Below are 23,759 nucleotides of genomic sequence, written 5' to 3'. Positions count from 1 at the left end.
CCTTCACACCCAGTAGGGGACTCGGGAACGGAACTTCTTCATAGCCAGTATCGCGACTATCCAGCCGACGATGGTGATCGACAGCACCACCACCCAGCTGCGCAGGTGGATCGGGTCGCCCAGCAGGGGCGCGCGCACGATCTCCAGATAGTGGAAGGTGGGGACGAGCTCGGCCAGCTTGGCGCGATCGCTCGCGGTGCCCGAGAGCGACGAGGTCTTCCACATGACCGGAGTGAGGACGAACAGCATGAGCGTGGTGCTGCCCAGGATCGGCGCCAGATCGCGGTAGCGGGTGCTGAAGATGCCGAACACGATCGTCACCCAGATGGCATTGAGGAACAGCAGCAGCAGACCCGGAATCGCGAGCAGGGCCGACCAGTGCAGGTGCCGCCAGATGCTGAAGGCGGCCACCATCACCACGTAGATGATCAGGTTGTGCGCGAAGAACAGGAACTGCCGCCACACCAGGCGGTACACGTGCACGCTCAGTGCCGACGGCAGCTGTTTGATGAGGCCCTCATTGGCGATGAAGACATCCGAGCCCTCGAGAATGCTGGCATTGATCACATTCCAGACGATCAGGCCGACAGTCACATAGGGCAGATAGGAACTCAGCGACTGCCCGAAGAGGGTGGCGTAGAGGACACCCATCGCGGCCGCCTGCAAACCGGTGGCGATGGTGATCCAGAACGGACCCAGCACCGAGCGCCGGTATCGCTGCTTGATGTCCTGCCAGCCGAGCGCCAGCCACAGCTCACGCTGGGAGAATCCGTCGCGGAAATCCTTGAATGCGCGACCGAAGGACTGGGAGTCCGACACGAGCGGTACCGGTTCATTGTCCGGGCGCACGTCGGTCATCGCCGAGTCGGGGGGAGCAGCAGCAGGCACAGCACCCGACCTTAGCCGAATTATTTTGCCCTCCGCTTCGCTACGGGCGGGTTCGCGGCGCTGGAGGTCTCGTTCTTCCCTTCTCCACTCCTCCGCTTCGTTCCCCCGCTCCCAAGGCGGAGGTCTGTTCCAGCCGGAGACCAGAACGAGCGCTCCGCCTCCCCGCGCTTGTGCCGCGAACTCACGGCGTACGCGTCCGAACAGTTGATTCAGAGGTACTGGCCGCCGCCGGGATTCTGCTGGCCGCGCGAGTCGCCGTGGCTCATGCCCGGGGGCAGCGCCTGGCGCATCTGCTCGAGCTGGGCGCGCGCGGCCATCTGCTGAGCGAACAGCGCGGTCTGGATGCCGTGGAACAGACCCTCCAGCCAGCCCACCAGCTGGGCTTGGGCGATGCGAAGTTCCGCGTCGGAGGGGACGGTGTCGTCGGTGAAGGGCAGCGCCAGCCGCTCGAGCTCCTCGCGGAGTTCCGGGGCCAGGCCGGTTTCCAGCTCGCGGATGGAGGTGCGGTGGATTTCGCGCAGCCGGGTGCGGGAGGCGTCGTCCAGCGGTGCGTGCCGGACCTCTTCGAGCAGCTGCTTGATCATGGTGCCGATGCGCATGACCTTCGCTGGTTGCTCCACCATGTCGGCGAGCGACTCCTCTTTGTCGTGCGCGTCGCCCGACTCGCCCGAAAGATCCTCACCGACAACCTGTCCGGTGATCTCCACCGGGTCCCCGCCGATCTGCGCCGCCGCCGGGATGAACAGCGGCTTTCCCTCGGGGCCGATCACGACGATGGATTCCGGAACCCCATCCGATTGCGTCATGCCCCCCATCCTGCCGAACTTCCCCCGAACCCGCTAAGCGCCGCCCCAAGTTCGTAACACGCCGAAGATGCGACACGAAGGGACAAGTCGAGGTGGTTCGCGGCCAAGCGCGGGGAGGCGGAGCGCTCGATTCTGGACTGCGGCTGGAACAGACCTCCGCCTTGGAGCGGGAGAGCGAAGCGGAGGAGCGGAGGAGGGAAGAATCGAGACCTCGGGGGCCGCGAACCCGCCCCGGAGCGAAGCGGAGGGGCAAATCAAATACAGCCCCGTCCAGTTTGTACGGTAGACGCAGGTCGTCCTGGTCCTCGAAGGTTGCTTCCCTCCCTACCGTTACCTTGTTGTGCCCTCTCCCTTTAGAGTGGCCACCATGACTTACGACGTCGCAAGGGTGCGGGGCCTCATACCGTCCCTGGGCGACGGCTGGATCCACCTCGACCCGCAAGCGGGCATGCTGGTCCCGGATTCGGTATCCCGGGCCGTCTCAACAGGTTTCCGGACCTCCGCCTTCTCGCACAGCAATCGGCACGGCGCGGCCAAGCGCAGCGCCGCGATCCTGGAGGCCGCGCGCGAGGCCGTTGCCGACCTCGTCGGCGGCGATCCGGCGGGCGTGGTGCTCGGACCCGATCGCGCGGTGCTGCTGGCCTGGCTGGCCGAATCGCTGAGCTCCCGGCTGGGTCTGGGCACCGGGATCGTGCTGTCGCGTCTGGATGACGAGGCGAATGTCGCGCCGTGGCTGCGGATAGCGAATCGCTATGGCGCGCACGTGCGCTGGGCGGAAGTGGAGATCGAGACCTGCGAGATGCCGGCCTGGCAGTTCGAGGAGCTGATCGGACCCACTGCCCGGCTGGTAGCGCTGACCGCCGCTTCACCCATCGTCGGCTCCGCGCCCGCGGTGCGGGTGGCCGCGGACCGCGTGCACGAGGTCGGCGGCCTGCTGGTCGCCGACTGTTTCGGCGCCGCGCCCTACGCGCTTCTCGACATCGACGAACTCAATGCCGACGTGATCGCGCTGAGCGCGCCCGCCTGGGGCGGTCCGCAGATCGGCGCGCTGGTCTTCCGCGATCCCGCGTTCCTGGACCGCATCCCGTCCATGTCGCTGAACCCATATGCCAAGGGCGCGGAACGGCTCGAGGTGGGCGGCCACCAGTACGCCCTGCTGGCCGGCCTCACCACCTCCATCGACTACCTGGCCTCGCTCGACGAGCGCGCCGAGGGCACCCGGCGCGAGCGCCTGGAACTGTCGATCACGTCCCTGCAGGACTATCACGACCATCTCTTCGAGCACCTGATGTCCGTGCTCGACACCATCCCCAACCTGACCGTCATCGGCCGCGCCTCCACCCGCATCCCGACGGTGAGCTTCACCATCTCGGGCACGCAGGCCGAGAAGGTCTCGGCCAAGCTGGCCGACGCCCGCATCGGCACGCTGAGCGGCTCCCACGGCGGCAGCCGCCTGCTCGACGCGCTGGGCGTCAATGATGAAGGCGGCGCCGTGACCGTCGGACTCGCGCCCTACACAACGAAATTCGAGATCGACCAGCTGGGCCGCGCGCTGGCGGCGCTGGACACCTAGAGCTCGCGGATCTGCAGGATCACCTTGCCGACCGTCTCGGCGGAATCCAGCAGGCGATGGGCCTCGGCGGCGTCGGTGACCGGCACCTCCGCCGACACCACCGGCACGACGGTCCCGTCGGAGATGAGCGGCCACAGGTGGCGGCGCAGCTCGGTGATGATCTCCGACTTCGATCCGCGCCCGGTCTCGGGGCGGCGCCGCAGATTGGTGGCGTGAATCGATCCTCGCTTGCCCAGCAACGCGCCCAGATTCAATTCCGCGGTGACCCCGCCCTGCAGGCCGATCACCACCAGGTGCCCGTCCTCGGCGAGCGCCTGGACATTCCGCTCCAGATACGCCGCGCCCATATTGTCGAGAATGATGTCCGCGCCCGGATATTCACTGTGCAGCGTGGTCACGAAATCGTGCTCGCGGTAATTGATCAGCACCGTCGCACCCAATTCGGCGCACCGGTCCAGCTTGTACTGGGAACCCGCCGTGACCGCGACCCGCGCGCCCAGCGCTCGCGCCACCTGGATGGCGTGGGTGCCGATTCCGCTGCCGCCCCCGTGAATCAGCAGCAACTGCCCGCTGTGCAGGCCCGCGGTCATCACCAGGTTGGACCACACCGTGGCCGCAACCTCGGGCAGCGCCGCCGCCGCGGCCACATCCAGTCCCTCCGGCACGGGCAGCAGCTGGGTCGCGGGCGCGACCACCCGCTCGGCGTAGCCGCCGCCGGACAGCAGCACGCACACCGGATCCCCGGCCCGCCAATCCCGCACGCCCGGACCGACTTCCGCGACCACCCCGGACACTTCGAGGCCCAGAATCTCGCTGGCTCCCGGCGGCGGCGGATAGAAACCCTGGCGCTGCAGCAGGTCCGCGCGATTCACCCCCGCGGCCACCACATCGATCGCAACCTCGCCCGGTCCGGGCGCGGGCAGGTCGTCCACCTGCGCCCATTTCATGACCTCGGGCCCACCGAATCCGTCGAGCGTCACCGCATACATGAAAACGAGCGTACGGCCGGAGCTCACCGATTACTGTCAGGCCGTCCTCGGCGTGGGCCCAGCATCCTCTCAGCATCGGCCGTCACCGTGGAGCGGAGGGATTCGAAAGGAGACTCCATGATCACCACCCTGGCCGTCCTCGGCGGCATGGTCATCCTGGCGGCTATGGCGATGTCCGGATTCATCGCGACCGATGCGCCGCGGGCTCTGGTCCGTGTCCGCAAGCGCTGAACCGGGCCGCTGCGTAAACCCCGATAACGCCGCACGTCCGGGCTGGAGAGGTTACGCCCGCAGAAAGTAACTTCGACCCCCGTCCGCACAGGGGTGGAAGGTACTAGCGTTCCGGGGCATGAGCAGTTTCGTCGATTTCCAGAACGAGATCTATCTCTCCGGCCTCGCGGGCATCGTCCCGGCGCTACCCATGACGGCGGCAGGCCTGGAGGAGAAAGCTCGGGAGGTACTGGATCCGGCGGCTTTCGCTTATGTGGCGGGTAGCGCGTCCACCGAACGCACCGCACACGCCAATCTCGCCGCCTTCGAGCGGTACCGGCTGCTGCCGCGCATACTGCGCGGCGCCAGCGGGCCCGGGGCGCGCGACCTGTCGGTGGATGTGCTCGGAACCCGTTTGGCCGCACCGATTCTCACCGCGCCGATCGGCGTGCTGGGGTTGCTGCAGGAGCGCGGCGAGACCCTGGTCGCCGAGGTCACCCGGGAACTGGGCATCGGCATGTGCCTGTCCACCGCCGCCTCCTCCACCATCGAGGAGGTCGGCGCGCGGGCCGGCGACTGGTGGTACCAGCTGTACTGGCCCAATGACATGGAGCTGGCCCGCTCCTTCGTCGAGCGCGCCGAGAAGTCCGGCGCCAAGGCCATCGTCGTCACCGCCGACACCCCCAGCCTGGGCTGGCGGCCGCGCGACCTGCAGCTCGGTCACCTGCCGTTCCTGCAGGGCAAGGGCATTGCCAACTATCTGTCCGATCCGGTCTTCCGCGCCAAGCTCAGCGCCCCGCCGGAGGAGAGCGAGGAGGCGATGCGGGCCGCGGTGCTCACCTGGATCGGGCTGTTCGGCAATCACGGTCTGCGCCCGGCCGACATCGCCCGGCTGCGGGACTGGACCGAACTGCCCATCGCGGTGAAGGGCGTGCTGCACCCCGACGACGCCCGCCAGGTGGTGGACGCGGGCGCGGACGCGGTGGTGGTGAGCAATCACGGCGGCCGCCAGGTGGACGGGGCGGTCGGTGCGCTGGACGCGCTGCCGACCATCGTGGCCACCGTCGGCGATCGCGCGGATGTGCTGTTCGACTCCGGCATACGCACCGGCTCCGATGTCATGATCGCGCTCTCGCTGGGCGCCAAGGCCGTCCTCTACGGCCGCCCCTGGGTGTACGGCCTGGGCCTGGCCGGCGCCGACGGCGTACGGCACGCGCTGCGCTGCCTGCTCGCGGATTTCGATGCGGCCATGGGACTTTCGGGCTGCACCAGCCTGCACGACCTGAGCCGGACCATGATCTCCACCTATCGCGTTTAGGCCGTCCCGGCGGAAGGAATCCTGCTGTGGGAACGCGTTCGTCCGGGCCGCGAGCTGAGGAGGAGCGATCAAACGCCGTCACAACAACGAGCCGGTGGCCGGGGGCCGGGCCGGGGCCGAACCGCGGTGGCTCACCCCGGAGCAGCAGCGCGCCTGGCGGGCCTACATGGACGGCAGCCAGCGGCTCATGGCCGACCTCAACCGGCAGCTACAACGCGACTGCGACCTGTCCTTCGCCGACTACCGCATCCTGGTGAAGCTGTCCGAGGCGCCCGGGCGCTCGCTGCGCATGAGTGATCTCGCCGACGGCGTGCTCTCCTCCCGTAGCCGGCTCACCCACCAGATCCGCCGCATGGAGGCCCAGCAGATGGTCCGCCGCATCGCCTGCGAGGACGACGGCCGCGGCGTGCTGGCCCAGCTCACCGAGGAGGGCATGCGGCGCCTGCGCGCCGCCGCACCCGGCCATGTCGCCGCGGTGCGCCGCTTCTTCGTGGATCTGCTCACCCCCCAGCAGCTGGTCGCCGTGGCCGCCGCCCTGGACCTGGTGAACCTGGCCGCCGACCACCGCGCCGGCGCCCCCGCGACAGCCGATCTCGACTGACGGGTCCACCCGAACCGGAAGTGGGAGGCAGACCGCACACGCCATCGGTTAGGATCGATCGCCTGGAAGCGTGGCAGAGCGGCCGAATGCACTCGCCTTGAAAGCGAGCGTCGTGAAAGCGACCGGGGGTTCAAATCCCTCCGCTTCCGCTGAGAACGTGCAGGTCAGACCCTGTTTTCGAGGGTCTGACCTCGCGGTCGGCAGTTGCGGTCGACATGGCGGACATTGAGGGATGCCGACGGACCTGACCGACACCCCGACACATGGGGTTACGACATGTCGACAGTCCGCGTTCGCACACGCGCCGACAGGTCCACCTACACGCAAATCTGCCTCCGCCACAACGGGGTACAGACGTCCGAGTCCTTCGTGGCCCAACGCGACCGGTCTTCGCTGGAAGAAGCTGCTCGACGAAGTCGGCCTCGATGAATCGCGCCGAGTTCTCGCGGCACAGGTCGGAGCCGCCGCCGATCAGACGGTACTGCTTGGTGATTGGCTTCCTACCAATATTCCAACCGAGGCCCTTCTGGGTCGTCGTGCGGCGGACGGCCATGGACGGTCCTCCTCGAATGGTCGAGGCGCGGACCGGCAGCGCCGCCCGCCTGCCTGTCAATCGATGCTCTGCACTCGCAGGCGGATCGGTTCGTCATCGATTGTGGTTTCGACGATGTCGCCGAGCAGCTGCCCCAAGAGGGCCTGGCTCGCGGGCAGGCTTTCCGAGTACCGGTCCGAGATTGCATCAGCTTCGCAGTCGGGCACGATCGTGTAGCGGAACTGCATTGCCATCGTGCCGTCATAGTGGCGGGCGGTGGTGCCGTCCTCATTGACCTTGGTCAGGATGAGGCGCGATCCGACTAGCACGATCTTGGTCTTGGGGAGGAGGTTCACTCTCCACCTTTCCGTAGCTGGGCAAGGCTGGGATTAGCTTGCCCGCCTTGGTATCTCGCAGTTTGCGGATGCCGTTTCAGGGTGGCGTGAACCGTCTGTCGTTGGCGGTGACGGTCAGTGGTGCGTAATAGCCGGCCCGGCTGTGGCACCGCAAGCGCTCGCCGCTGCGTAGCTTCCTCGGGCATCGCCGACCAGGCGGGCGACCGCATCGCGATTCGCGGCGACGATGAGCACGCGGCGGCTGGCGCGCATGTCCACGTGCGCCGCGTCCAGAGCGGCGGACATCAGCGGTGCGCGCCGTAGGCGAGTGTGGCCAGGATGGCCGCCGACCAGTCGTCGCCTGGCTGGGCCTTGTGCGTGCCGTGCGCCGATCGGGCGGTTCCCGGCAAATGCGGACTGAGGGTCTCTGCTGAACGCCGACCGGCGGTTTCTGGTAAATGTGGCTGGGTGGCCAGCCGTCGCGTCGCGAGTCGATTGTTCGGTGCCTTCGCGAGCGCTGCCCTTCTCGCCGGTGCGGCGACCATCGAAGCCCCACTCGCCGTGACCGATCCACCCGTGGAGACCGGCTCCAATGAGGAGTCCGCGCCGGGCCTCGATCCGGTCCACCCCGCCCAGGCGCGCATCGAACGGGTCGAGACCGTGGCCGGGAACCTGCTCGCCGTCTTCGTCGCCTCCCCGGCCATGGACCGCACCGTCGAGGTCCAGGTACTGCTACCCGCGCACCGTGACAGCCCCCGTCCGACCGTCTACATGCTCGACGGCCGCAGTGCCGCACCCGATGTCAACAACTGGACCGCCCGCGGCGGCGCGCTGCCCTTCTTCGCAGACAAGAACGTGAATGTGGTCTTCACCCTCGGCGGCCCCGCCAGCTACTACACCGACTGGCGGCGCAGCGATCCCAAGCTCGGCACCAATCGGTGGGAGACCTTCCTGACCCGCGAGCTGCCGCCGCTCATCGATGCCCGCTTCGGCGGGGACGGCATGAACGGCCTGGAGGGCGTCTCCATGGGCGCGGAGGCGGCCATGATGCTGGCCACCCGCAATCCGGGCCTGTATCGCGCGGTGGCGGCGCACAGCGGCTGCTACGCAATGAGTTCCGACTTCGGGCAGGCGCAGGCCCGGGCCGTGGTCGGGACGTTCGGCGGGGATCCGGACAATATGTTCGGCCCGTCCGACGATCCCCAGTGGGCCGACCACGACGTGCTGGCCCGGGCGGAAGCCTTGCGCGGCAAGGCGATCTACCTGTCGTCCGGCACCGGATTGCCCGGGGAACACGACACTCCGGGCAATCCGGACCTGCGCAACGCCGTGCTGTTCGGCGGGCCGATCGAGGCGGGCGCCGACATGTGCACCCGCCAATTGGCCGACCGGCTGGCGCAATTGGCGATCCCGGCCACGGTCCACCGCCGGCCCACCGGAACGCACTCCTGGCCCTACTGGGCCGACGAACTGCCCCGCTCCTGGCCGACCATGGCCGCCGGACTGGGTATCGGGTAGCGGGCCGTTCAGCCGACGAAACGGGCGACGATCTCCGGATCCGTGGCGAAGCGCAGGAAGGCGTCGTTCTCGTGCGGGTCGCCCGCGGTGACGCGTACGCCGTCGGTGCCGTAGGGCCGGATGATGACGCCCGCCTCGGTGCTCGCCGCACCGTATTCGGCGCTGCGCTCGCCCAGTGGCAGCCAGACGAAGTTGGAGTGGCTCACCGGCACCCGGTAGCCCGCCGCGAGCAGCGCCTCCCGCATGCGATCGCGTTCGGCCACAACGGTATCGGTGCGCTCCAGCAGTTCGTGCCGCGCCTCCAGCGAGGCGATGGCCGCCGCCTGCGCTACCCGGCTCACGCTGAACGGGATGTGCACCTTCATGAGCGCGGTGATCACCTCGGGTGCGCCGACCGCGTACCCGACCCGCAGGCCGGCCAGGCCGTACGCCTTCGAAAACGTCCGCAGCACCAGCACATTCGGCCGGGTGCGGCCCAGCTCGACGCCGTCGGGGAAGTCCTCGGCGGGCATGCGCAGGTATTCGAAGTACGCCTCGTCCAGCACCACCAGCACGTCGGAGGGCACCCGGTCGAGGAACTCGACGATCTCCGCCCTGCCGCGGGCGGTGCCGGTCGGGTTGTTGGGGTTGCAGACGAAGACCACCCGGGTGTTCGGGGTGATGGCCGCCGCCAAAGCGTCCAGATCATGGGTGAATTCGCCGTCCAGCGGCACCTGCACCGCCCGGGCGCCCGCCACCTGGGTGACGATCGGGTACGCCTCGAACGAGCGCCACGCGAACAGCACCTCATCCTCGGGATTGCGGCAGGTGATCTGCACCAGCTCCTGGCACAGCGCCACGCTGCCGCAGCCGGCCGCCACGTTCCCGAGCTCCACACCCAGGAAATCCGCGAGGGCGCCACGCAATTCGATGGCATGGTTGTCCGGGTACCGGTTCGACAGCTCGACGGCCTCGGCAATGGCCTTGGTCACCGACGGCAGCGGCGGGAAGGTGGTCTCGTTGCTGGCCAGCTTCACCGCGCCGGGGTGCGTCTTGCCGGCGACGTACGCCGGGATGGCATCGAGGTCCGGGCGAATGTGCGCGCTCACCCCTCCACCCTATGTCCCGGCCGCCCGCGGTCGCTCCGGGGTGTCGCCTGGTCTGCCGATCGGGAGTTGCGTGGGATCGAATGGGACTCGGCCGGAATATCTCCGGGATATCGGACCCTGAGAAAGATTTATCCCGTTTTTACCTAGCGCAACTACAGTGGCCGTATGTCGGGCATCTATCGAGATCTCGCCCCTGTGCACGACACGACCACGGTTCCGCTCACTGTGCTAGAACCCGAGGGGCATGCGCGCGGCGGCATCGTGGTGTTGCACGAATCACGTGAATTCACCGAGCCATTACTCGAACTCATGCGTGCGCTCGCCGACGACGGGTGGACCGTCCTGGCCCCCGACCTCTTCCACCGCCCCGCCAACGGCAGCACCCACCCGATCTTCGGCGAGGACCTGTTCGCCGACTTCGACGCCTGCTTCGAATGGCTCACCGGCCACGGCGTCTACCGCGACTGCATCGGCGTGCTCGGCTTCGACTCGGCCGGCACGGCCGCAGCCCTGGTCGCCACCAATCGCCGTATCGGCGCGGCCGTGAGCGTCGCGGCCCCCGGCATCGAAACCCCGCTCACCCCGCAGGCCGTCGCTCTGCTCGCCGCCGCCCCCGCCTTCCAGGCGCCCTGGCTCGGCCTCTTCGGCGAGGACGACCCGCTGACCCCGCCCGACCAGGTCGACCGCCTGCGCGAGGCCGCCGCCCACGCCGACGTTGCCACCCTCGTGGTCACCTACCCCGGTCTTCACCACCGCCCCGACCACCCCGGCTTCGACCCCGCCGCCCTCGACGACGTCTCGGTCCTCGACGCCCAGACCAGAATCTACGAATGGTTCGACTCGCACCTACGCTGACCAGCCGATTTGGCCTATTGGTCACCCGCTGTGTAATCTTCTGTCCCGGCGGTTCGAAAGGAACCGGCGCCCTCGAAGAGGGGCACCAGGAGGCGTGCCAGAGCGGCCGAATGGGACTCACTGCTAATGAGTTGTCCCTTCACGGGGACCGGAGGTTCAAATCCTCTCGCCTCCGCCACCGCCCGGTACGCCGGGTGCACATTTGAATAGCCATGCGCCCGTAGCTCAACGGATAGAGCATCTGACTACGGATCAGAAGGTTGGGAGTTCGAGTCTCTCCGGGCGCGCTTCAGGTCGGAGGCCCTTTCGCTCAATGCGGAGGGGCCTCCGTCGTTCCATTGACGACATCATTTGACGATAATCCCGGTCTACCGGAACTCGTCACGGTAGGCGAACTCCGCGGGAATGATCGGGCGCGGGCGATAGCGCTGGCGATCCGGTCGCAGTCTTAGTGGGTTACCTCGTACACGCGGGTGCGGCGGAACCAGGCCGGCCGTCTTCCCGCACGTGGCAGACACCCGGGTGGTGAACGGAATCTCATCGCACAGCGAGCCGCGATCCTTGGCGCCGTGACCGTGGATCATGGTGACCTGAGTCGGTTCGGCCATCTGCAGCCCGATCCAGTAGGGCAGCAACTGTCGTTGCGGCGCATTCTCTTTCGACGGGTCGACCACGGTCTCGACGACCGGGAACCGCGGGGCGCGGCGTGCGAGAGCAGCAGCCCGTGAGCGTGCTTGAACTTGACCATCAGACGTGCTTTCAGGCCCACACGTGCAGTCGTGCCGAGCCCGGACCGGCAGTGGTCAGCGGGTTCGGGTTTTGCGTGCCACCGCGGCGTGCAGCATGACGTCGCGGTCGCGCTCGGCGAGAGCCTGCTCCGAGAGGTTGATGCGAGCCGGGTCCGGTCGCCACCGGTGCGGTGTGGTCAAGCCGGGGGCGAGGAAGTCGAGCTCGTCGAAGAACCGCAGCACCTGTTCCCGGTCACGCAACACCAAGGCCACGCCGTTGGCGTTGCACACCGCGGCGAGACGCGCGGATCCCTCGGGGTTCAGATCGGCGGCGGCGTGGGACCCGATCAGATACGAGCCCGCCGGCAGCGCGTCGACGAGCATGCGCACCGCGGGGTAGGCGTATTCGTCGGATACGAAGTGCAGCAACGCGATCAGGCTCAACGCGATCGGCTCGGTGAAGTCGAGGGTGGCACGGACTTCCTCGGCGCCGAGGATCGACTGCGGGTCGGCGACATCGGCGAGAACGTACGCGATGCGGCCCTCGTCGGTGCCGAACATCAACGCCCGCGAATGCGCCAGCACCAGCGGGTCGTTGTCGGTGTAGATCACTCGGGCGTCCGGTGTGACGGCCTGGGCGACCTGATGCAGGTTCGGCGCGGTCGGCAGGCCGGTGCCGATGTCGAGGAACTGTCTGATCCCCGCCCGGGCGACGTGGCGGATCGCGCGGTGCATGAAATGCCGGTTCGCCAATGCCGCGATCCGCACGTTCGGGTACACCCTCTCCACCTCGGCGGCCGCTTGCCGGTCGGCCTCGTAGTTGTTCTTTCCACCGATGAACCAGTCGTACATTCTGGCGCAGTGGGGGCGGTCGAAGTGCAGATTCACCGCCGAAAAGTGAGCATCACCGTGAGCGGATATCGCAGGTCGTCCCTTCTACTCCGAAAACTCTTGCTACCAAGGTGATTCGAGTGCGAACAAACGATGCGACGAACGCATTTTACCGTCGGTGGTCCGCGCACAGGGCCCGAACGGCAATACCGGAGCCGGCCGCTGGGTAGCGTCGCCGGCGCCCTGGACGCCTGGAACACCGGATCGGTCAGCGCAGCCACCGCCCGCGGCTTTCCCGGGGGCTCCTGTCGATGGGTTCACGGCGGGCCGGAAGGGAGTGCTCGGGGGACATCCCGTTCGGGATGTAGAGATGGGCGTGGAGTCCCCGGTAGATGGGTTCTCGACACAGGATCGCGTCCCGGAGGGATTCCACGTGATCGCCTATCCTGCGGTGCTCGACGTTCCCCCGGGGGAGTTCGGGTACGTGTCGCGGCTGCTGGACGCCGAACGGCGGGCGCGAGGCGCCCGCCGTTATGAGTCGGACCACAATATCTCTCGCCGACCAAGTCGCGCCACAATGGTGTGGCATATCAAACCAGCCTCAGCGCGGCGCAGGGCATTCGCTCGGTGCCGGTGCGCCACCCAGCCGTTCGTTGATCCACTCGTCGAGTCCGGGATACCCGGTGACGTAACCGATCAGGTGCTCGCCGGGCACGACGCGAAATACGGCCGGAACACCGCGGCTGCATTGTTCGCCGTACATACGCTGAGCGTCCTGGATGGGAATCCAGGGATCCCACGCACCGTGGTAAATGTACAGCGGTACACCCGACGTCCGATTGGTCAGATCCAGCTGGCCGTACAGCTCTTCGGCAATCGGGCTGTCGAGCGAGTTGCCGATATTCGCCGCGACGTCCATCGGGATACCGACCGCGCCCAGCGGCCCATCGGCGTCACCACACATATCTCGCATCGGAGAAGTCGCCACCAACTGCCCGAGATGGTTCATGTACTGGAGCATCTCCGGATGTTCGCGTGCTATCGCCAGCGACACCGACATGAGGATGCCGGACGCGATCCAGCCGTTGAAGCGGTGGGCCATGTCCGAGTAGTCGGTGACCAGTCCACCCGAGGCGACGCCAGTCAGGACATTCGACAGGTCTGGCGCGTACTCGCTTTGCAGCATTGCAGTCGCGTAGGAGGCGATCGCTCCACCCGAGTAGCCGATGGCCACATAGCGGCTGTCACCGAACTCGGCCGACAGGGCGTTGCGGACGGCGCGAATAGAATCGAGCATCACGTGCCCGGCCACATTCGGCTCGCCATATGCCATCAGTGGGCCCTCATGGTCGGGCACGAGAACCGCGTGCCCCTGGCCGAGGGCCCACCACATGGCCGGCATAAACCAGGCGAGATCGGTGTTGGGTTTGTCGAGTATGCCGTGTGACAGCTGATAGCCCGGGGTGCAGTGAGCCCCGAGTGCGTTGATCGGCAAGGCATTCACCTCTACCGGGCGGGGCCCCGGACCGTTCCATCCGGCCGCCGGGATGATCAATGTCGCGGTGCCGAAGGAGGGTGCGCCCGTCGCCGAGGTGGAGCGGAACTTCAACAACAGCGCACGCCCGATCGGTGTTGCCATGTGCTGGCCTGCCGTCGCTGTCACGTCACGTGATTCGATGATCTGCCCGGGATTCAGGTCGGCGAGATTCGCGGGCCATTCGTCGAAGGTCGGATCCCCTGTCGGTGGTGACAACACCGCACGCCACAATGCCGACTGATCGCCGGCGGGTTGTCGCGGATCTACAGGCAAAAATGGCGCCGGTATGTTGTCGTTGATCCAGTTCTGTAGTGGCGAGGATAGGGGATTCCCCGGTGGCGTCGCCGGCCCGCCGGGCGGGTCCTCGTCCGCCCGAGCGGGCTGATTGCCCAACAGGGAACAACCGACAAGAACGGAAACCACAACTGTCAGGAACGCTCTCACAAGCCCACATCCTTTTCTTGGACGAAGCTGCCGGGAGTATCGCCTATTGTGGACGATGCGAAACGACTTTATCAAAGGGGCTGTGGTCGCTCTCTCGCTATCTGGGTAGTGTCTATCGCATCGGGGTCGACGACACGTTCGAGAGCAATGAGACGGGGCACATCTACTCGCTGATGACGGTTCACTGTTGTCGTCACCGGAACCAGTGCGGCTCTCCAATGACTGGAAATTGAATACCTCAACGCCCGGGAAACGTACACGAATGTCATAGCGAGTTCATCGAGGAACTCGATCATCCCGAGACCTGGACGCAGCAACCCTTACCGAGCGAAACGCCCCCCGCCAGTGCGCTTTCTGTGCAATGTGTCCCGCGCGGCGCGCCAGCACGCGGTAGAAGTCCAGGAGACGATCGGATCATGCCCCCATTCGATCCCCGACGTCTTCGACACCGAAAGATTCACGCGCACACCATCGCCTGTCATTGAAACTGGTTGTGGACCCAGTCATGCGGTGGCGGCCTCGCCCCGGTTTGCCAGGATTGTGTTGCGCTTTCGGGGCTGGATATTGGCGCGGGTGATGTCGCCGTTGTAGTGGGCCAGGACCCGGGGATCCATCACACGCCGCCACAACGGAGGTACGGCCGCGAGCAGGATCATGGTGGCGTAGCCGGCTGGAAGCTGCGGTGCCTCACCGGAACTGCGCAATGTCTGGTACCGGCGTCCCGGATTGGCGTGATGGTCGCTGTGTCGCTGCAAATGGAACAAAAAGATATTGGTGACCATCCGGTCGGAGTTCCAGCTGTCGGCCGGAGAACATCGGGCCCAGCGGCCGTTGGGCAGCTGCCGCCGCAACAGCCCGTAGTGCTCGACGTAATTGACCGTTTCCAGTAGTCCGGCCCCGATCACTGCCTGCAGCAGCAGGTAGGGCAGCATTTTCGGGCCGAACGCAAGCAGCAGGGTCGCATACAGTACCAGTGTCATCGACCAGGCTTGCAGGATGTTGTTGTGGATGGTCCACCACCGTAACCCCTTGCGCTGCAAGCGCCCCTGCTCCAGCCGGAGCGCCGAACCGAATCCGCCGATCACGCTGCGCGGCAAGAATTCCCACAGCGACTCGCCCAGCCGGGCGCTGGCGGGGTCTTCGGGGGTGGCCACTCGGGCATGGTGGCCCTTGTTGTGCTCGACGTAGAAGTGCCCGTAACCCGACTGGGCGAGGGCGAATTTCGCCAGCCACCGCTCCAGGTGTTCGACGCGATGACCGAGTTCGTGCGCGGCATTGATCCCGATCGCGCCGGCGACACCGACGGTGGTGGACAGACCGAGTTTGTCTACGACGCTGAGTTCGTCGCGAGACCACATATGAGCCGCGATCGCCAGGCCGATCAGTTGAACTGGCAGGAACAGATATATGCACCACCGGTAATACCGGTCGTTGGACAGCAACTCGTAGTCCTCGTCACGTGGATTTGTGCCGTCCTCACCCACCAGCCAATCCAACGCTGGTACCAGGATCAGCGCGATGATCGGCCCGATCCACCACAGCACCTCCCACCCGGTCCGCGCAACCAACTGGGAAGGCAACAGCGCACAGGTAGGAGCGATCGACCCCAGCACCCATAGGTACCGCTTGGCATCCGGTGAAGCCGAGTGTTTGCCGGCCCAACGCGCTTTTCTCGAGGCTGGCTTCATCAGTATGTCCTTCCCAGTAGCAGCGGTCGCAGCCGTCGGCCGGTATCGAATTGTTCTTCAGCTGTCGCGGGGCCTGAGCGAAAGCTTGTGAGCCGCACGCAAACTGGCCGGATCGTGCCTATTCCGATCCGCCACGGCCCAATTCATGATGATCTTGGTTCCCCGGTTGGCGCTGACCCTGAACCATCGGGCTCGCCATGGACTACGAAGCATAGCGGGTGCGTGTCCCCACCCGGGGACGACGTCGACGCTCGCGAACCTATTCGGGCAAAAGGAGAATTTTGCCCGGACTGGGGGTTCTGAAATGTGATGACTTTCGTTCTGTTTTCACGTCCGTCACCGACCGCCTGTGAATGTTCGAAGTCACGTACAGCGCTGGCGTGCGGATTCGGTGCTGTCTGAAGAGGTCTTCGATCATCGGCGTGTCTCGCACTCGGGTTCAGTGCAGTGCTTTCTGCACGTACTCGTCCTCAGCGGGAGTGTGGCGGATGATTCTTCGGTGCAGATGGCGGATCTGCCGTGGATGAGGCGCGCTGGCGGTGCGGAGGGCGGAGGCGCTCGGCAGTCTTGCGCAGCCGAAGTCGGATCTCGCGAATCTCATGGCCCCTGATGTGGCTACTGTCGAGTTGGGGCGTGATGCGGCGGCAGGTGTATGCGCGGCCCTAGGTGGCGGACCGGCGAGCGGGCGTCGAATCTGTTGCTGGGCAGTCTGTCCGGTGGTCGAAATGTGAACGTTCCACCACCACACCGGTGCTGCCGCAGGCGCTGCATCCCGTATGTTCCGCTAAATCGAGGTCGGCATCTCTCAACGGCCACGGGCACGCCGAACTGCAGTGATCCGGGCACATGTCGGTGACGAATGCATGTCATGACCGACTTGATCTCCATCGATGCCGGCCCGGTGACAGGCAACCTCGACGATCTCAACGCGGAAAGGCACCAGCAATTGCTGGACACGGCTGCACAGTTTCGTGCCGCGGCCTGCAGAACGATCGGCCGGCTGGTCGACCTCGATTCCGAACCGGATCTGCAGACGGTGCTGTTCGACGAGCTGGGCCTACCGCAGAGTCCCGACCGTGCCACCGACACGGCTGCGCTGTATGCCCTGCGGGACGAGCACCCGCATCTGTTCCTGACCCACCTGCTCGCCTACCGCGCCATCCGCGCAGTCAGCGCCGCAACCACCTGGTAACGACACACACCCCGATCCGACTCCGTGCTCCGGTTGATCGCGACCCGGCCGAGCCGCCGGCGGGCAATGGCCCACCGACGGTCCAGCCGCATTCGCTCTCAGACGTAGGTGTAGGCGACACCGTTGCTGGTTCCGCCTGACGCGGTGACGGTCACCAGTACCGTCCCGGCCGCCTCCGCCGGGGCGACGGCGGTGATCTGGGTGGCGGAGTTGATGGTGAATGTCGTTGCGGTCGCGCCGAATCGGACGGTCAACGGGCCGGTGAATCCGGTGCCGGTGATCGTCACGTTGTTGCCGCCCGTGGTGGGTCCGGAGGCCGGGGACAGGGAGGTGATGGCCGGAACGACGACGTAGACGTAGGTGACCGGATTGCTGGTGCCACCCGGTCCGGTGACGGTGACCGACACGATCCCGGTGCCCGCGGGGGCGACGGCGGTGATCTGGGTATCGGAGTTGACGGTGAACGAGGTCGCGGGTGTGCCACCGAAATTCACCGCGGTGACGCCGGTCAGACCCGACCCGGTCAGTGTCACCGTCGTTCCGCCCGCGGTCGTGCCTTGGCTGGGACTGATGCTGCTCAGCGCGGGTACCGCGAGGTAGGTGTAGGGCACCCCGTTGCTGGTGCCCGCCGAGGTGGTGACGGTGACCTGCACGGTACCGACCGAGCCGGCGGGGGCGATCGCGGTGATCTGCGTCGCGGAGTCCAGGGTGAAAGTCGTTGCGGTAGTGCCGAACAGCACGGTGGTCGGCCCGGTGAACCCGGTACCGGTGATGGTGACGCTGGTTCCCCCGGTCGTGGGCCCGGAGGTCGGCGACAGGGACGTGATGGTAGGCATGATGCTTGCCTCCTTACTGCTTGTGGTAATTCCTCGGTCGCAGCCGTGTGGTTGCCCGAGTTCTCATGGCGGCCCGCTACTTCCATTAACAACCCTGAAACACGCCGCTGACCAGCCCGGGGCGTTCGCTTTTGTTCGTTATCGGATTCGCACAGCGGGTCGGTGTCTGAAGGATTCCGGTCGGTCGTCAAGCACTACCGGTCCTGCATCCGAGCGCCGTGATCACGAACGCCATCGCAGTCGTTGAATCCAGTGGACTGCGCGTAATCCAAAGTCAAGCGCCGCAACATGTTTCGTCATCGACGGGGCCAACCATCGGCCGTGCTCCGAACTGATCGCCGCACAGGTATGGTCTCCGACTCGAAGGATTTCGCGTGCACCAGTCCGACGGCGTCCAGTAGCGCATCAGGAGCCCAGGGCGGAGCGGTCATCGGGAAGCGCGGCATCCCCGCGCTGGACGGTCCGAATGCCGGCACCCCGGCTTCCGGATGGTCGGGTTCGTTCCGACCTGAGAACCGGTCGATCAAGTACGGCATGGGCCGTGGCCCGTTGAGCGGGCCGATCGTCGCGGCGGGCGGACCGCAGGTGCGCATCGAGATGCGCGCGTTCTTTTCTGACGAAGACCCGCATGCCCAGCCGCCACCAGATTTTGATCGGTGCCGACGGCACCGTGGCCGACCCGCGATCCCAACCGGCTATGACCGAAGGTGCACGCGACCCCACACGAAATCCCTGAGCCGGTGACCAGTAGTAGAGATGGTCGTGACCTCGACCGGGCAAACAATGCGAACACGGACAAAAGCGGATCGGAGATGCATTGCCCTGCAACGGTGTAGGGGGCTTAATGGAAAGAGCGAGCCATCAATCGAGTTGGGCAACCATCCAGTGCAGTAGGGGAAACCATCGCGGCAAAGGAGATAGTGCCATGCCTACCATCACCTCTCTCTCCCCCATCTCGGCTCCCACGACGGGAGGTGCGAACGATATGTCGGGTATTGACTCCGCTGGTCCTTTGATCGTGCGGTTCGGCATTACCGTGGCCACCTCCACCGTCAGCTCGGATACGTAGTTCAAGGCGATCGCCTCCGCCGATACTGTGTATGTCCGGTACCGCCACGGAGGGAACCGGTAACAGGGTCTGTTGCGTTGGCGTACCTGCCTTGAACAACATCAGGCCCAGCCAAGGGGCCGGTGCATGCGGCGCTATCGCGCAGCCTCACCGGGGCTGGCCTGTCGATCGCCAAGAGGAGTACTGCGTCCGGGTGGTCTCCGGACATCGTTGATGGCCCAGCCGAGTTACGGTTGTCGGTCGAGTCGCCGCCACCATTGTGGTTGCCGGGGTTAGGGGGTTTCATTGGCTACCGTCCTGAAAATGCTGCTGGCGGATCTGCACCTCAAGAGCCACGCGGAATTTCTGTCTGCATACGATCGGTGTGCCGCACAGCTCGATCCTCCGGTCCCTCCGGGGTACGGGCCGGCGAAGACACAGTTCTATCGATGGCTTTCGGGCAGGATGGTCGGGCTTCCCCGCGACTACCATTGCCGGGTGTTGGCCAAGATGTTCCCCGGCTGGACAGTTGAGAGACTGTTTCAGACGGCAGAGGCCGCACCAATAGTCGCTCGAGCGCACGAATCGGGTCTTCTCGGAGCAGACATCGAACTCGGGGAATTCCTCGGGGCTGAGATGATCAGCAGTGGGATTACTCTCGTGTACCCGACCTTCGAGCTACCGCTGCGGCCCGTGCAAGCATGCCGGACGGCCGAGGTTCCCTATCGATGCACATTCGGGGGGAAGGTCCGAGCGTGTGCCGCTGAACATCGCTCGGATATTTTGGTTGCCTTGCCGCAGAAGGAAGTTCGCGGACTGCTGTACGTATTCTCCGTCCTGCAGCGCCACACCGCTATATCGATTGAGATCCGCAGCGACCGCGACATCGTTGCGGATAGCGACCGCCCTTACATCAGCTTCGGACTGACCTGCAACGACTGCACGCGTATGTACCTCGAAACCGTCGAGCGTCCGCTGTTCACTCTCAATGGCAGTGGTGCTGAGGGTGGATCCCATTTCGAGCAACTGGAATTGAGGGACGGTAGCCGGTATGACTCGAGCGCAGATCACAACGTCGGCGTCATCGCGCGGGTGCGGCCTAGTCCCCAGCTGCATCCCGGCCGATACTGGATATTTTGTGCCGGCTTGGGCCCGCGTGGTACCACCGGGGCGAGCTGGTATCTCGCCAACTCCTGGAGTCTCCTGCAGCGACATGCCGGTGATCGCGAGTTCGTCGCAGTGGTCGGCGTCGGTGAGAACTCTGACGGTGCGGTCCACTTGGAGCATATTCTGATCGAATCGCTACCCTGATACAGACCCCTATTCCGTTGTATTCCAGGAGGTTTCCGCAGCAATAGCGATTCTGACGATACCGCGGCCGCCCCGGCGCTGACATCTTGCGAATAGACATACCGCTCAGACGCTGTCTCAGGTCGTTTTCGGTATGCCGTAATCGGATGGGCGGCATGATGTTCGGCCGTGACCGACGAGTTGTCGGAGCGGCTGGCTGGATGAGTTGTCGGAGCTGGTCGAGCCGTTGCCGCCGAAGTTCGAGCGGCGCCGCCAGGGCGGTGGGACCGGACCGGTCGGCGAGCGGGCGGTGTTCATCGCGGTGGTGTACGTGCTGACCAGCGGTCGTGTATGGCGGCTGCCGCTCTCACCGAGTCCGGTCGATCGCGGCGAATCCGGCTCCAAGATCCACGTCCCCGATCGTGCGGAAACCCTGTGCCGGTGGGGATTTCGGCGGCCAACACCGACGCCCGCACCGGGCCCGCTGGTGAAAGCCATCCCGGCGGTACGGTCGCGGCGCGGGCCACGTCGGTGCAGATCGGCGAAGCTGCATGCGGACAAGGCATACGCCGTCGCGCAGCTATGCCGATGGTTGCGTGAGCGCGGTATCGGTGTCCGGATTGCCCGCAAGGGCGTCGAATCCAGCGAGCGTCTGGGTCGACACCGCCTCAGCGGTGCGATCCGCTGGACATACAAACGAACGGAGGCCCACACGTGCTCAATTCGGAGACAATTTTGATAGTTGATTGCTGTCCAACAACCCGATTATCAGGGCCTTGGTTGGTTTCGACTCGGTTGTGGAGCGTGCGCAAACTGGCAAGGATCGCCCTCCTGGCGAAATTCGCAGACTCGTTGTCGCCCTTGCTGGTACTGCGATCGTCAGAGCGTGTACTGTGTCGCAGGAAATTACTGCCCACGTGCTGTATTCGAATGTCGTCGGTGTCGGCGAAGTCCGTAGCCCATTGCTGGAGAGTGGATTTCGTGCCACCGCGCGAGTCGTACAGCCGATTCCACAACTCGATCGGGGAGCATTGCATTGGACTTCACCGTGAATGAGAGTCAAGATGCTGTTGCTGAGCTTGTCGTGAGTTTGCTGGAACGTGATAGCGCGCGCGATATCGCACTATGGCCCAAGCTTGTGGACAGAGGGCTGCTTTCGGTAGCGCTGCCGCAACGCTATGGCGGAGACGGCCTCGGGCTACTCGAGGTCTCCGCCATGCTGACCGAGCTGGCCACTGACGCTGTCCAAGTGCCGGCGCTGACAACCTTGGGCTTCGGGGTACTGCCGTTGCTGCGCTCTGCACCGGAATCCGTGGCAGAGAAAGTCTTTCCCGCTGTCGCTGACGGCGCAGTGCTCACCGCTGCGCTCAATGAACCCGGTGCGCCGTTCGCGATGAAGCCCGAGACCACCGCGGCTGTCGACGGCAACACTGTCCGTATCCGAGGGCGCAAGGTCGGCGTGCCGTACGTTGACCGGGCTCGGTGGATCCTGGTCCCGACCGATTCGGGCCTTGCCGTCGTGGATGCGGAGGCGTCGGGTCTCGAACGTGCCCAGAGCCCGTCCGGGACCGGAGCGCCGGAATTTTCGCTGTCTTTCAACGACGTGGAGATTCCCGCTGAACAACTACTGCCCAGCGGCATCCCCGAGCTGTACCGATATGCGCTGGCGACGATAGGTTCTGTGGCCGATGGACTGCTGAAGGGCATCCTGACGCTGGCCGCAGAACACCTCCGGATCCAGGATCGCACGGTCTTGCGTGGAAATACGACGTCCGCATCTCGGACGATTGCCGATATCTATGTCGCATCCCGTGCGCTGCACGCAATTGCGCTGTCGGCGAATTGGGCGCTCGCGCAGGACGATGACAGCGCAGAGCATCACGAACGAGTCGACAACGGCCTCGATGTGCTGGCCTACTACGTCGCCTCCGAGCTACGCGCGATCATTCGGATGGGTCATCATCTACACATAGCCAACCTTGTTTCCTCGCATCCGCTGCACCGCTACTATTCCCAAGCTGCGGACGTTGCCCGCTGGCTCGGCGGCACATCTTCCGGCTTGGTCAGTCTGAGGAATAGGTTTTCATCGGTAGGTAAGGCTTCGGACCGGTCAAGTGAGAGAATCTCGGCTTAGACGAGCGATTCCTGATCCGACTGGGGTGTGAGGGGCACGAGTTCTGTCGTGGCGGAGGGTATCGAGGTCGATTCGTGACGAAAGACCTCGATACCCTCCCATCCGCACTCCATGTCCACGTCGATGACCGGTGGCGAAGACCCGCACGCGGCCGGGCCGGTCCAAGAGCCTGACCGACGCCGAGCCGGTCTGTCCGGCTGTTGTCCAAACCCTCGGTCTCACAATGTCTCCGGTACGTCTCCAGTTTCGTATCGGCGTGAATGGTTGTGGGCCCGTGAATGGTTGTGGGCCAAGGACAAGAATCTTCTGGCGATGGTGGTCGGCGGATGCGGCCGGGGCAGGCAGTTCAGAAGCTGATGCCGAGTGGTTGGGTTCCGTCGGGGCACGTCGCATAGAGCCTGCGACTACTGAGTGGCTCGAGCAGGGCGCTGACCGGCAGTGAGATCCCGGTCGCGCATACCGCCGTTCCATTGATAATTTGCGGCGCAGTGGTGGTGTTTGCACAAGTCATCCCGGCGCACAGCACGCCGGCCGGCGGAATCGCAGCCGTCGACGGACCGGCGCCGAACACGGCAGCAGAAATCGCACCCGCCACCGCAGCGACGGTGAATGCGACATGCTTCATTTCTCTGTTCCTTTCGTCGTGCGAAGCAATTCGACAGCAACCCACTGCCGCGGCAGCGTACCCGCGGCTATGCGTTCGACTCACCAGGCGCGCCGCACATGAGGTGCGCCCAGCTCTCGCGCACCCGGGAGTTGCCGCACTCCTGGCTATTCCACCGACTCGATGTGAGCGGGCCGAGCACGGCCGGCCGAAGAGGTCGACCGAGGATGAACTTCTTTGTCCGGCACGGGTACCAACCGCAACGGTAGAGACTTCTTCGTTCGGTGCTGTGGATTTGCCGGAAAGCTGTGCGAAATTTGTGCGCGTGGCCTTTCGTGGGCAGACGGGTCTGCCCGGGCCCGGTCGTCGTAGGCCCTTCAGGACGCTTTTTCGTCCGTGTGTCACCTCGAGAGGGGCAGTGTCCCATCAGAGTTGGTCAGGATTGTTCGAGATGTCAAGGGAGGGGATGGAATAGAGTTTCTTCTGTTCAGGTGGTGTGATTCGATTCAGGTACGGTTGGCATCGTCGCAGTCGGCGGTAGTGTAACGAGCATTCGTAGTCGACGGAATTCATGGCAGTAAGCCGGATATTTATAACTCCTAGTGGAGTGACTATCCGTCATGGCCTATTCCGTCGGCAAGCGTGAATGACGTTCTCGGATATAGGCATCGCATCCGCTGGTTGATAGGATTCGTCCCGCATTCAGTGTTGTGC

General features: G+C 65.3%; 19 protein-coding genes and 3 tRNA genes. 11 read left to right on the top strand and 11 right to left on the bottom strand.

The features are described 5' to 3' along the window. Positions 1-3: 3 nt before the first annotated feature. The gene (locus tag ACIRRA_RS06920; protein WP_402764146.1) at positions 4-858 is read right to left on the bottom strand and encodes an ABC transporter permease; all 855 of its coding nucleotides are present in this window, start codon (positions 856-858) and stop codon (positions 4-6) included. 239 nt (positions 859-1,097) lie between these two features. Continuing rightward, positions 1,098-1,694, bottom strand: a complete 597-nt coding sequence (locus ACIRRA_RS06915; RefSeq protein WP_356996277.1) for a bacterial proteasome activator family protein — start codon at positions 1,692-1,694, stop codon at positions 1,098-1,100. 367 nt (positions 1,695-2,061) lie between these two features. On the opposite strand from ACIRRA_RS06915, the gene ACIRRA_RS06910 reads away from it, so the two are divergent. Beyond that, positions 2,062-3,267, top strand: coding sequence for a cysteine desulfurase-like protein (locus tag ACIRRA_RS06910; protein WP_356996278.1), 1,206 nt, complete (start codon positions 2,062-2,064; stop codon positions 3,265-3,267). On the opposite strand, the gene ACIRRA_RS06905 is transcribed toward ACIRRA_RS06910, so the two are convergent. Then, positions 3,264-4,256: an NAD(P)H-quinone oxidoreductase gene (locus ACIRRA_RS06905; RefSeq protein ID WP_402764144.1), complete on the bottom strand. Its 993-nt coding sequence runs from the start codon at positions 4,254-4,256 to the stop codon at positions 3,264-3,266. The two genes, ACIRRA_RS06910 and ACIRRA_RS06905, sit on opposite strands and share 4 nt — an antisense overlap. Before the next feature lie 349 nt (positions 4,257-4,605). Here ACIRRA_RS06905 and ACIRRA_RS06900 point away from each other — a divergent pair, with 349 nt between their 5' ends. The 3 genes from ACIRRA_RS06900 (at position 4,606) to ACIRRA_RS06890 (ending at position 6,534) form a co-directional block, all read left to right on the top strand. Next, on the top strand, positions 4,606-5,784 hold the full coding sequence (locus tag ACIRRA_RS06900) for a lactate 2-monooxygenase (RefSeq protein ID WP_402764141.1): 1,179 nt from the start codon (positions 4,606-4,608) through the stop codon (positions 5,782-5,784). Positions 5,785-5,950: 166 nt separating this feature from the next. Next, positions 5,951-6,385 carry a MarR family winged helix-turn-helix transcriptional regulator gene (locus tag ACIRRA_RS06895; RefSeq protein ID WP_402764837.1) on the top strand — a complete coding sequence of 145 codons (435 nt, stop codon included), beginning with the start codon at positions 5,951-5,953 and terminating at the stop codon, positions 6,383-6,385. A gap of 64 nt (positions 6,386-6,449) precedes the next feature. After that, positions 6,450-6,534 (top strand) — tRNA-Ser (locus ACIRRA_RS06890). A gap of 460 nt (positions 6,535-6,994) precedes the next feature. Here the strand turns inward: ACIRRA_RS06890 and ACIRRA_RS06885 are convergent. Next, positions 6,995-7,273, bottom strand: coding sequence for a GreA/GreB family elongation factor (locus ACIRRA_RS06885; protein WP_402764138.1), 279 nt, complete (start codon positions 7,271-7,273; stop codon positions 6,995-6,997). A gap of 447 nt (positions 7,274-7,720) precedes the next feature. Here ACIRRA_RS06885 and ACIRRA_RS06880 point away from each other — a divergent pair, with 447 nt between their 5' ends. Further along, on the top strand, positions 7,721-8,770 hold the full coding sequence (locus ACIRRA_RS06880; RefSeq protein ID WP_402764135.1) for an alpha/beta hydrolase: 1,050 nt from the start codon (positions 7,721-7,723) through the stop codon (positions 8,768-8,770). An 8-nt stretch (positions 8,771-8,778) separates the two neighbouring features. On the opposite strand, the gene hisC is transcribed toward ACIRRA_RS06880, so the two are convergent. Further along, a complete protein-coding gene (hisC, locus tag ACIRRA_RS06875; RefSeq protein WP_402764132.1) occupies positions 8,779-9,858 on the bottom strand; it encodes a histidinol-phosphate transaminase in 1,080 nt (359 codons plus the stop codon). A 165-nt stretch (positions 9,859-10,023) separates the two neighbouring features. On the opposite strand from hisC, the gene ACIRRA_RS06870 reads away from it, so the two are divergent. The 3 genes from ACIRRA_RS06870 to ACIRRA_RS06860 all read left to right on the top strand — a co-directional run bounded on the left by ACIRRA_RS06870 (position 10,024) and on the right by ACIRRA_RS06860 (position 11,000). After that, positions 10,024-10,713: a dienelactone hydrolase family protein gene (locus ACIRRA_RS06870; RefSeq protein ID WP_356996285.1), complete on the top strand. Its 690-nt coding sequence runs from the start codon at positions 10,024-10,026 to the stop codon at positions 10,711-10,713. 88 nt (positions 10,714-10,801) lie between these two features. Next, positions 10,802-10,891 (top strand) — tRNA-Ser (locus ACIRRA_RS06865). 36 nt (positions 10,892-10,927) lie between these two features. Then, positions 10,928-11,000, top strand: a tRNA-Arg gene (locus tag ACIRRA_RS06860). An 81-nt stretch (positions 11,001-11,081) separates the two neighbouring features. On the opposite strand, the gene ACIRRA_RS06855 is transcribed toward ACIRRA_RS06860, so the two are convergent. The 4 genes from ACIRRA_RS06855 to ACIRRA_RS06840 form a co-directional block, all read right to left on the bottom strand. Then, positions 11,082-11,387, bottom strand: a complete 306-nt coding sequence (locus tag ACIRRA_RS06855) for a hypothetical protein (RefSeq protein ID WP_402764130.1) — start codon at positions 11,385-11,387, stop codon at positions 11,082-11,084. 129 nt (positions 11,388-11,516) lie between these two features. Continuing rightward, positions 11,517-12,329, bottom strand: coding sequence for an SAM-dependent methyltransferase (locus tag ACIRRA_RS06850; protein ID WP_402764127.1), 813 nt, complete (start codon positions 12,327-12,329; stop codon positions 11,517-11,519). A 544-nt stretch (positions 12,330-12,873) separates the two neighbouring features. Continuing rightward, the gene (locus tag ACIRRA_RS06845; RefSeq protein WP_402764125.1) at positions 12,874-14,328 is read right to left on the bottom strand and encodes a lipase family protein; all 1,455 of its coding nucleotides are present in this window, start codon (positions 14,326-14,328) and stop codon (positions 12,874-12,876) included. A gap of 428 nt (positions 14,329-14,756) precedes the next feature. Then, on the bottom strand, positions 14,757-15,941 hold the full coding sequence (locus ACIRRA_RS06840; RefSeq protein ID WP_402764123.1) for an alkane 1-monooxygenase: 1,185 nt from the start codon (positions 15,939-15,941) through the stop codon (positions 14,757-14,759). Positions 15,942-16,809: 868 nt separating this feature from the next. Here ACIRRA_RS06840 and ACIRRA_RS06835 point away from each other — a divergent pair. Beyond that, positions 16,810-17,133, top strand: a complete 324-nt coding sequence (locus ACIRRA_RS06835) for a hypothetical protein (RefSeq protein ID WP_402764121.1) — start codon at positions 16,810-16,812, stop codon at positions 17,131-17,133. 98 nt (positions 17,134-17,231) lie between these two features. Here the strand turns inward: ACIRRA_RS06835 and ACIRRA_RS06830 are convergent, their stop codons facing one another. Beyond that, the gene (locus ACIRRA_RS06830) at positions 17,232-17,969 is read right to left on the bottom strand and encodes an IPT/TIG domain-containing protein (RefSeq protein ID WP_402764118.1); all 738 of its coding nucleotides are present in this window, start codon (positions 17,967-17,969) and stop codon (positions 17,232-17,234) included. Positions 17,970-19,341: 1,372 nt separating this feature from the next. Here ACIRRA_RS06830 and ACIRRA_RS06825 point away from each other — a divergent pair. Beyond that, positions 19,342-20,328 (top strand): hypothetical protein, encoded by a 987-nt coding sequence (locus ACIRRA_RS06825; RefSeq protein WP_402764116.1) that lies wholly within the window; start codon positions 19,342-19,344, stop codon positions 20,326-20,328. 1,015 nt (positions 20,329-21,343) lie between these two features. Further along, positions 21,344-22,441 carry an acyl-CoA dehydrogenase family protein gene (locus ACIRRA_RS06820; protein WP_402764113.1) on the top strand — a complete coding sequence of 366 codons (1,098 nt, stop codon included), beginning with the start codon at positions 21,344-21,346 and terminating at the stop codon, positions 22,439-22,441. A gap of 346 nt (positions 22,442-22,787) precedes the next feature. On the opposite strand, the gene ACIRRA_RS06815 is transcribed toward ACIRRA_RS06820, so the two are convergent. After that, positions 22,788-23,066 carry a hypothetical protein gene (locus ACIRRA_RS06815; protein ID WP_402764110.1) on the bottom strand — a complete coding sequence of 93 codons (279 nt, stop codon included), beginning with the start codon at positions 23,064-23,066 and terminating at the stop codon, positions 22,788-22,790. Positions 23,067-23,759: the final 693 nt, after the last annotated feature.

It is taken from the genome of Nocardia sp. NPDC101769 (assembly GCF_044766925.1).
Classification (GTDB): Bacteria; Actinomycetota; Actinomycetes; order Mycobacteriales; family Mycobacteriaceae; genus Nocardia.
This window is presented reverse-complemented; position numbering and strand designations above follow the sequence as displayed.

What these genes read in the sequence shown, in the direction of transcription:
- ACIRRA_RS06920 (WP_402764146.1), bottom strand. Translation starts at nt 858, where the DNA reads ATGACCGACGTGCGCCCGGACAATGAACCGGTACCGCTCGTGTCGGAC.
- ACIRRA_RS06915 (WP_356996277.1), bottom strand. Translation starts at nt 1,694, where the DNA reads ATGACGCAATCGGATGGGGTTCCGGAATCCATCGTCGTGATCGGCCCC.
- ACIRRA_RS06910 (WP_356996278.1), top strand. Translation starts at nt 2,062, where the DNA reads ATGACTTACGACGTCGCAAGGGTGCGGGGCCTCATACCGTCCCTGGGC.
- ACIRRA_RS06905 (WP_402764144.1), bottom strand. Translation starts at nt 4,256, where the DNA reads ATGTATGCGGTGACGCTCGACGGATTCGGTGGGCCCGAGGTCATGAAA.
- ACIRRA_RS06900 (WP_402764141.1), top strand. Translation starts at nt 4,606, where the DNA reads ATGAGCAGTTTCGTCGATTTCCAGAACGAGATCTATCTCTCCGGCCTC.
- ACIRRA_RS06895 (WP_402764837.1), top strand. Translation starts at nt 5,951, where the DNA reads ATGGACGGCAGCCAGCGGCTCATGGCCGACCTCAACCGGCAGCTACAA.
- ACIRRA_RS06870 (WP_356996285.1), top strand. Translation starts at nt 10,024, where the DNA reads ATGTCGGGCATCTATCGAGATCTCGCCCCTGTGCACGACACGACCACG.
- ACIRRA_RS06840 (WP_402764123.1), bottom strand. Translation starts at nt 15,941, where the DNA reads ATGAAGCCAGCCTCGAGAAAAGCGCGTTGGGCCGGCAAACACTCGGCT.
- ACIRRA_RS06835 (WP_402764121.1), top strand. Translation starts at nt 16,810, where the DNA reads ATGACCGACTTGATCTCCATCGATGCCGGCCCGGTGACAGGCAACCTC.
- ACIRRA_RS06830 (WP_402764118.1), bottom strand. Translation starts at nt 17,969, where the DNA reads ATGCCTACCATCACGTCCCTGTCGCCGACCTCCGGGCCCACGACCGGG.
- ACIRRA_RS06825 (WP_402764116.1), top strand. Translation starts at nt 19,342, where the DNA reads ATGCTGCTGGCGGATCTGCACCTCAAGAGCCACGCGGAATTTCTGTCT.
- ACIRRA_RS06815 (WP_402764110.1), bottom strand. Translation starts at nt 23,066, where the DNA reads ATGAAGCATGTCGCATTCACCGTCGCTGCGGTGGCGGGTGCGATTTCT.